The following is a 7,897-nucleotide window of genomic DNA, read 5'->3' on the forward strand; positions in this document are numbered from 1 at the left end:
CCCGAACAGGACCGTGAAACGACTTTGCGCCGATGATAGTGCTGCAACCAGTGTGAAAGTAGGTTATCGTCAGGCTAGTTATAAGAAAAAAACCCGTTGGCGTGTGCCGGCGGGTTTTTTTTCGTCCAAATTTCGCACGCCGTGTCCTCTTTAACCAAGGGCGGCCCGCAAGCCGCCCCTGCCTCTTACTTAGCGATCAGCACCAGCGTGCCGCGGCCACATACGCCATAGCTGGTGTATTCACCGCCGATGGCGTCTTCCGTACCGGGCGTACGCACCTGGTTGGCGCCTTCGGCCCAGGTGCAGGTGTCGGTCACGCGATACCAGCTCTTGCCGGCGCCAGGCCACGGCAAGCTGAAGTTCACCTGTCCACTCCACGCGTTGTGCGCGACGTAGATCGCCGATGCCGTATCCCCTAACTCGCTGCCGTCGATACGCCAGGCGATCGCATGATTGGCCGCATCGTTGAAGTAGGCCGCATCCGCGACCGCGCCATCCGGCTTGAACCAACGCAGCTGTTCCATGACGTTTCCATTGTTATCGACACTCGAATAGAAATTCGCTGGCCGTAACGCCGGATGCGCTTTGCGGAACGCGATCATCGCCTTGCTGAACGCCTGGAAGTTGTTCTGGTCCGTGGTACGGGTCCAGCCCAGCCAGTTCGCGCTGGAGTCCAGGTTGTAAGGATTGTTGTTGCAGTTCAGCGTACGCAAGGCTTCGTCGCCGCCGACAATCATCGGGACGCCGGCCGACAGCATCATCAGCGCCATGCCGTTGCGTGCGGCTTTGCGCTGGTCGGTCGCGATGCCGCCCTGGTCCCAGCTGTTGTTGTTGTTGTCCTCGCCGCCGTCGCTCGGTCCCCAAGGCCAGGCCTGCAGATTGTTCTTCACGTTGCAGCTGTACAGGTCCTTCAATGTGAAGCCATCATGCGCAGTAACGAAGTTCACCGAGTGCCACGGTTTGCGGCCGTCGTCGCCGTACAGGTCGCTCGAGCCGGCGAAACGGGAGGCCATCTGTCCGGTGGTGACGACTGCCGATCCCAGCTTGTTCTGTGATTGCCGCACTGTGTCGCGGTAAGCGCCGTTCCATTCCGCCCAGCCGCTTGGGAAGCCGCCGACCTGGTAGGAATTTCCGCCAATCGCCCACGGTTCGGCGATCAGGTCCACGCCGGAACCGCCGCCGGCCGGACGCGGCGGCAGTTCCGCCACGATGCGATTCAGTGCATTGCCCGAATCCATCTTTTCGAAATTAAAGCAGCCGTGTTCGCAGGTGTTGCCCAGTACCGATGCCAGGTCGAAACGATAGCCGTCGATGCCCAGCTTGTCGCGCCAGTAAGCGAGCGAATCGACGATCAGGTTCTGTGCGATCAGGTTGCGCGTGTTGTAGTTGCCGCCCACGCCGGTGTTATCCCATGAGTTTTGCTGGTCCGATGTGAGGCTGTAGTAGGTCGGGTTGTCCAGCCCGCGCATGCCGTAGATGTTGTATGTCGTCTTGTCCGTGCCGGACCAGGCGCCGCCTTCGCCGGTGTGGTTGTAGACCACGTCGACCAGCACCTTGATGCCCTGCGTTGTTGGTGAGCCCGCGCACGTGGACCTCGTAGAGCACATCGTCCTTCAGGGCGCGGGTCGGCTTGACGCCGATCGACTGCGTATCGCCGGCCAGCACGATGCCTTTCGGCGCGCTCGACCCGGTATCGATGTTGCGGTAGGTGGCGCCGCTGGCGTAGATCGTGCCGTTGGTCATCGTCGGCGTCGTTGGATCGTGGCTGAGTTCCAGCGCGTACGGATCCGTCAGCAGCTTGTTGGGATTGAAGCGGTTGCCGCTGGCGTCGATGTCGGTAATGAAGCCGGTGGCCGTGCCTTTCGTCCAGCTCGTACTGTACGGCCAGTTCGGTCCCCAGGCGCGGTAGCCATAGTAAAGCGTGCCCGACAGGCCCTGACTGTTGAGTGTCGTGACCGGAATGGTGGCGCTCCACACGCCGCCGGCTCCCGCCGTCATGACCACGCGGGATTTCTCCGCCGTGCCCGTTGCCGTGCTGTAGAGGTAGAGCTCGATGCGCGTGGCGCGGCCCGAGTAGACTTTGACTGTGACGTTGGCCTTGGTGGCGTCGTAGCTGGCGCCAAGGCCAGTGGCAACGCAGTCGGCTCTGAACAACGACGAGGCAGTGAGGAGGGTGGCGACTTATTGCTACGCATTGTTGCCAAGGCTCGTGAGGCTCGCCGTCAAGGAGCCTGCCTTCATTTCCTTCGTGCTGGCCAACCGCGTTAAACTCCTTGGTAAGCTCGCGGCGGGGGAGGCTGCCACCGAACGCTGACAACGTCCAAGCTGGTTCAATTGCCCGTTCAAACAACCGTACGTTACAAAAGTACGTCACAATTGGCATGTCAATGTTGCCAATTCATCTAAACGGACAAAATGAACGAACAGGTCGCAAGGGACGTGGTGCTGGTGCGCGCCATCGAAACGGTGGATACAAAGAGCGAGATCCTCAGCCAGGAGGATCGCATGTATGCCAGCCGCAGCGCCAAGGAGCTGGCGCAATGGCAGGCGGCTGACAGCAAGTCGCCGGTCACCGGCGAGCACGTCCTGCAGCAGCGCGCCGAACTGATACTCAAGCGCCTGTCCGAACGTACACCGGCCTTCGCCGCGTTCGCGCAGCGCAGGCCGGGCCTGAAAGGGTTTTCAATCGCGCTCCCGGTCGCAGGCCTGATTCTTGGCGCGGGCCTGGACCGGATCACCGACCCGCACCGCGTCGACCTGCTGTCTGCGCCGCTGCTCGCGATCATCGGCTGGAATCTGCTGGTGTATGTGATGCTGCTTGCGTGGCTCTTCGTACCATCCAAACATACCGGCTGGGCCAGCAAAAAGCTGCTGCGCCGCGCGAGCGCGGGCAAGTCGGCTATCAAGCGCAAGCTGCCGCAGGTCCTGTCAGTGGCGCTGCTGTCGTTCATGTCTGAGTGGGCCGCGTTGCGCGACCGCCTTACGCGCGCGCGCCTTGGCCGCACCTTCCACCTCACCGCGGCGATGTTCGGCGTCGGCGCCATGCTGTCGCTGTACGCGCGCGGTTTCCTGTCGCAGTACGTCGCGGGATGGGAGAGCACCTTCCTCGACGCGTCGCAGGTACACGCCATCCTGTCGGTGCTGTTCGCGCCGGCGACGGCGGCCTTTAATATTCCCGGCTTTTCGATAGGCGACATCGAAGCGCTGCGCTTCACGCGGCCGCAAACGCCGGACGCCGGGGCGCGCTGGGTGCACCTCTACGCCGGCACGCTGTTTTTGCTTGTGGTACTGCCGCGCCTCGTTCTTGCTTTCATTTCCCACTGGCGCGCCCGCGCGCTCGCGCGGCACTTCCCGCTCGACCTCGACCAACCTTATTTCCGCAAGCTGACCGCGCAAGCCGGCGCCAACGAGCCGGGCGTCCTGCGCGTCCTGCCATACAGCTTCAGCATCGACGAAGCGCGCGACCACGGCTTGTCCGCGATCGCCGCGATGGTGCTCGGCGACCAGGCGCGCGTGATGCTGCGCCCGTCGAGCGCTTACGGCGAAGAGCTGACGACCCTGCTGCACGACATCGATTTGAAAGACAGCGGTGCGACCTTGACGGCAGTTCTGTTTAACCTCGCGGCCACGCCAGAGAAAGAAAACCACGGCGCCTTCCTCGACTACGTCGTGCGTCATTCCCCGCGCGGCATCACGGTACTGGTCGACGAGTCGGGCTTCGCCGAACGCCTTGGCGGACCAGATGGCCAGCAACGCCTTGCCGAGCGAATCGCGTTGTGGCAGCAGTTCTGTCACTTCCATCATGCACCCGCCACGATCGTCAACCTGCTCGATCCCGCCCGCCGTCCGATCGACGCTGACGCCGCGCCTGTCGTATCGGCAGCGCCATGAGCAGCGGCCCGGTCCAGATCCAGTTTGCGCTGATCTCGCATACGAACAACGGCAAGACCACGCTGGCGCGCACGCTGGTCGGCGTCGATGTGGGAGAGGTGCGCGACGCGGCGCACGTGACGGTGTTCGCCGAATCGCATCCGCTTCTCACGACCGATGCGGGTGACACGCTGCACCTATGGGACACGCCCGGCTTCGGCGATTCGGTGCGGCTGCTGAAGCGCCTCGCCATGTCGGGCAATCCGATCGGCTGGTTCCTGCGCGAGGTCATCGACCGCTACCGCGACCGCCCGTTCTGGCTAAGCCAGCAGGCGCTGCGTACGGCCAGGGACAATGCGGATGTCGTCCTTTACCTGGTCAACTCATCGGAGATTCCGAACGACGCCGGTTACCTGCCGTCGGAAATGAAGATCCTCGAGTGGCTCGGTAAGCCAGTAGTTGTCCTGCTCAACCAGCTTGGCCCACCACGGCCGGCGTCCGACGAACAGGCGGAGCAGGCGCGCTGGAAGCAGCACCTCGACCAGTTCCCGATCGTGCGCGATGTGCTGGCGATGGACGCCTTTGCGCGCTGCTGGGTGCACGAACGGGTGTTCTACGAGGCGGTCGGAAAGGTTGTAGATGAATCGAAGCGCGCCGGCTACGCGCGCTTGTTCGCCGCGTGGGAAGCGAACAACTTGAATCGCTTCCATGAAGCGATGCGGCTTACCGCGTCGCAGCTGGTAACAGCTGCGCAGGATAGCCAGCCTATCGAAGAGGAAGAAAAGAGCCTGGTGAAATCCGCGATGAAGGCCGTTGGCCTGGCAAAGAGCGACCGGCAGCGCCAGGAGAAAGCGATGGCCCAGCTGGTCGAACGCCTCAACATCAATATCGCGGCGACGACTACACAGCTGTTGAGGCTTCACCAGCTCGACCCATCGTCGGCCGCCAAGGTCAATGCGCGCGTGCGCGAGAATTTTTCGATACGCGCGCCGGTCGACAAAGCGCAGGCAGGCTTGCTCGGTGCAGTCGTTTCCGGCGCGGCGACCGGGCTATCGGCGGACCTGATGGCGGGTGGAATGACGTTTGGCGCAGGCGCCATCCTCGGAGGAATCGTGGGTGCATTGACAATGGCTGGCGCGGCTTGGGGCTTCAACACGACCACGGAACGGAACCGGACCACCATGCAGTTCGCCGACCAATTCATGCAGTCGCTGATGGTGACCAGCGTGCTGCGCTACCTCGCGGTCGCGCACTTCGGCCGTGGCCGCGGCAATTTCGTCGAAAGTGAAGCGCCGCCGTTCTGGCAGGCGGAAGTAGAAAGGGCGGTTGCTGCGCATGCAGTTGGTGTCGACCTGTGGCAAGCGCTGCGCGTAGAGAAGGACAGCACCGCTGCGCATGAGCGGATAGGTTCAGTCGTGCTGAAGGTCACCTCCGACACCCTGAACGCGCTGTATCCCGGCAGCCTGCCCGCCATGATCGCGCGCCCGCTGTAACGTCAGAACTGATACTGCGCGCTCACGCCGGCCAGCCAGGTGCGGGCCGGCGCGGCTTCGTAATAGCGCTTGTTAGCGTCGCCTACGATGACCGAGCCGACGTAACTGCGGTCGAGCAGATTGTTAAGCCGAACGAACTCCGTGAACTTCCAGCGCCCGCCGCTTTGCTTTGCCTGCACGCGCGCGTTCAGCACGCCGTAACCCGGCGCTGGAATTTCGGTGTTGGTGTCTTCTGTGTAGAACTTCTTGCTGGCGATCCCTTCAAGCGCGGCGCCGAAGCGGTCGGCTTTGTCGTTCCATGCTAGTTCTGCGAACAGGTTTGCACGCGGGATGCCAGGCAGGCTGCTGCCAGCGGCGACTGTCCCGAAGCCGGTTTCGTAGGTCGCGCGCAAAGCTGTAACTGCCATCCGAGCGCTCCAGCCGTCAGCGAACGACGTCTCCGCGGACAACTCGACGCCGCGGCGCAAGGTCTCGCTCGCGTTGCGGTAGCTGGTGCGTCCACCGCCGGATGTGTCGACCACCAGTTCATCCTCGGTACGCACCTGGAACAGGGCGCCGTTCACACGGGTATTACTGCCGACGATCGCCTTCACGCCGACTTCCGCATGCTTGCTGCCGGCCGGACGCAGGCCGAAATTGAAGCCCGCACCGGACGGCGAATAGAACAATTCATTCAAGGTCGGCGTTTCGAACCCGCGCGCCGCGCTGGCATACACGTTCAGCACAGGCGAGACTTTGTACAGCACGCCGGTCACCGGTGTCGTTTCACGGTACTCGGCGGCGCCGCTATCGTCACCATTGGACAGGTAGAAGTCATTCACCTCGACCGTGAGCCGGCTGCGGCGCAGGCCGGCGGATAAGACCCATGGGCCGCTTTCCCACTCGACCTGCAGGTAGGGGTCGACGCCGGTGAGCACGTCCTCTTCGTCGCGCCGAAGGGTGCCGATCACGCCGAACTGCGCGCCGACGAAGTTCTCGTAGCCGCGCCGTGCGTCAGTCGATCTGCTGTAATCGATGCCAGCCGTCGCGCTCAACTTTCCGTTGCCGAGATGGCGCACATGCGTGTAGTGGATATCCACGCCGTGGAAGTCGCGGTCGAAGTCGATCACGCCGCCCGAGTGGCTCGCTGGCGCCTGGAAGCCTCGCGAGAAAGACTGGTATTGGATTACCTGGCGGTTGCCGCCATACGCCACCATGCGCAGGCGGTCGTCGCCGAAGCGCTGTTCGAATGAGGCGCCCAGTTGCTTGTGGCTGGTGCTCTTGCGCGTGTTATAGCGTTCGGCCAGCGTTCGTTTGGGCTCGGCAGTGTCGCTCAGGTCGATTTCGCCAGCGCGCGGGTCACGTTGGAAGGTGTCCCAGGTAACGCCAAGCGGGTCGAGGGTATCGTCCTGATCGAGCGCGCTTGCCGTCAGCGTAAGCCGGCTTGACTCGCCGGGCTTCACGGTTATTTTTGCGAACGACTGGTCGCGCCGCGCGGCGCTGTGGTCGCGGTAACCATCGGTCTCAAAGCGGGATGTGTCAATGACGTAGCCGACACCTCCCGATTCGCCTTGCGCATTCACGTCCAGTTTGCGCGTGCCGTCGCCACCGCCGGACAGGTTCAATTCCACCGACGGCCTGCCGGCGCCGTCACGCGTGAATAGCTGGATCACGCCGCCGGAATGATTGCCATAGATGGCGGAGAAGGGGCCGCGCAATACTTCAATGCGCTCGGCCATGTCGAGATTGAAGGTCGCGGCCTGTCCTTGGCCGTCGGGCATCGAGGCGGGGATGCCGTCGGCGATCAGGCGTACGCCACGCACGCCGAACGCCGAACGCGCGCCGAAACCGCGGGAGGAAATCTGCAGGTCCTGCGCATAATTTTCTCGGTTGCGGGCCACCAGTCCCGGTACTGCGCTGAGTGCCTCGGACGCGTTCACCCGGATCTGGCCACTTCGGATACGCGTGGCGTCGACGACATCAATCGCCGCCGGAAAGTCGAAGCTGGTGTGTTCGACACGGCTGCCGCTGACAACGACGACCGCCGCGAGCGGGGAAGGCAGCAGTTGCGGCGGCACCTGCGCTGCCGCTGCGGCGGAGGTGGCAAACAGGCCGGCGACGGCGGTAAGGCGAAACGGGCACTGCAAACGCATCTTCTCTCCTGGTTCCTGGAATGACGTCGGCTGGGATGCGGCGTCATTCATGCGAGTTTAACAATATACGAAGGCATGCCAGGCGCGGTTGAAAAGGACTTTCAACAATCTCACGCAAAATCACTTGCCAACTCTCTGCGGCCTTTGCTATAGTTCGCCTCCCCGCAGAATTGGTTGACGAAATCAAGTAGTTGCTGAGCTGTGAGGGTCGTCTGAAAAAGACGACGCGGTAAAAAAGAGGGTTGACGAAATACAGCGAAAGCTTCATACTCTTCCTTCTCTGCTGCTGACAAACAAAACGCTTTGTCGATGAGCAGCAAGCAACACAAAACAAGTTCTTTAAAAATTAACAGTCGATAAGTGTGGGCGTTTGATGAAGGTGCCAGTGACTTCGGTCACTGA

General features: G+C 62.4%; 6 protein-coding genes. 2 read left to right on the forward strand and 4 right to left on the reverse strand.

Annotated features, from left to right (window positions below):
* Positions 1-185 precede the first annotated feature (185 nt).
* The gene (locus HHL21_RS21240) at positions 186-1,469 is read right to left on the reverse strand and encodes an alpha-amylase family protein (RefSeq protein WP_502570754.1); all 1,284 of its coding nucleotides are present in this window, start codon (positions 1,467-1,469) and stop codon (positions 186-188) included.
* Positions 1,405-2,154 (reverse strand): hypothetical protein, encoded by a 750-nt coding sequence (locus HHL21_RS22320; protein ID WP_502570751.1) that lies wholly within the window; start codon positions 2,152-2,154, stop codon positions 1,405-1,407. The genes HHL21_RS21240 and HHL21_RS22320 overlap by 65 nt, the downstream gene beginning before the upstream one ends.
* Positions 2,155-2,415: 261 nt before the next feature.
* On the opposite strand from HHL21_RS22320, the gene HHL21_RS21245 reads away from it, so the two are divergent.
* Together HHL21_RS21245 and HHL21_RS21250 are read left to right on the forward strand one after the other, a co-directional pair.
* The gene (locus HHL21_RS21245; RefSeq protein ID WP_169469660.1) at positions 2,416-3,891 is read left to right on the forward strand and encodes a DUF2868 domain-containing protein; all 1,476 of its coding nucleotides are present in this window, start codon (positions 2,416-2,418) and stop codon (positions 3,889-3,891) included.
* Positions 3,888-5,363 carry a DUF3482 domain-containing protein gene (locus HHL21_RS21250; RefSeq protein WP_169469662.1) on the forward strand — a complete coding sequence of 492 codons (1,476 nt, stop codon included), beginning with the start codon at positions 3,888-3,890 and terminating at the stop codon, positions 5,361-5,363. Before HHL21_RS21245 ends, HHL21_RS21250 begins: the two co-directional genes overlap by 4 nt.
* 2 nt (positions 5,364-5,365) lie before the next feature.
* Here HHL21_RS21250 and HHL21_RS21255 read toward each other — a convergent pair whose 3' ends face one another.
* Positions 5,366-7,495: a TonB-dependent receptor family protein gene (locus HHL21_RS21255; RefSeq protein ID WP_169469664.1), complete on the reverse strand. Its 2,130-nt coding sequence runs from the start codon at positions 7,493-7,495 to the stop codon at positions 5,366-5,368.
* A 110-nt stretch (positions 7,496-7,605) separates the two neighbouring features.
* Positions 7,606-7,815, reverse strand: a complete 210-nt coding sequence (locus HHL21_RS21480; protein ID WP_206085969.1) for a hypothetical protein — start codon at positions 7,813-7,815, stop codon at positions 7,606-7,608.
* Positions 7,816-7,897 lie beyond the last annotated feature (82 nt).

The sequence above is a fragment of the Massilia polaris genome (assembly GCF_012927275.1).
GTDB lineage: Bacteria > Pseudomonadota > Gammaproteobacteria > Burkholderiales > Burkholderiaceae_D > Telluria_A > Telluria_A polaris.